This window comes from Streptomyces sp. SID486 (assembly GCF_009865385.1).
Lineage (GTDB): Bacteria > Actinomycetota > Actinomycetes > Streptomycetales > Streptomycetaceae > Streptomyces.
Window position 1 is genome coordinate 1 of sequence record NZ_WWJT01000091.1, and the last position, 278, is coordinate 278.

At 68.7% G+C, this 278-nt stretch carries 1 protein-coding gene; it reads right to left on the reverse strand.

The features are described 5' to 3' along the window. Positions 1-278, reverse strand: a 278-nt coding sequence (locus GT045_RS04375; RefSeq protein ID WP_202527122.1) for a cbb3-type cytochrome c oxidase subunit I, incomplete at both ends; no start/stop codon positions are given.

Here is a 278-nt window from a genome sequence, read left to right on the forward strand (position 1 = left end):
CGGTCCGCCTCCAGGGCGAACAGCGCGGCGGCCAGGACCGGGAAGGCCAGCAGGACCAGCACACCGGTCAGCAGCACGTTCCAGGTGAACACCGGCATCCGGAACATCGTCATGCCCGGAGCGCGCATGCAGATGATCGTGGTGATGAAGTTGACCGCGCCGAGGATCGTGCCGAAGCCCGACAGGGCCAGACCCATGATCCACATGTCGGCGCCGACACCCGGGCTGCGGACCGCGTCCGACAGCGGGGAGTAGGCGAACCAGCCGAAGTCGGCCGC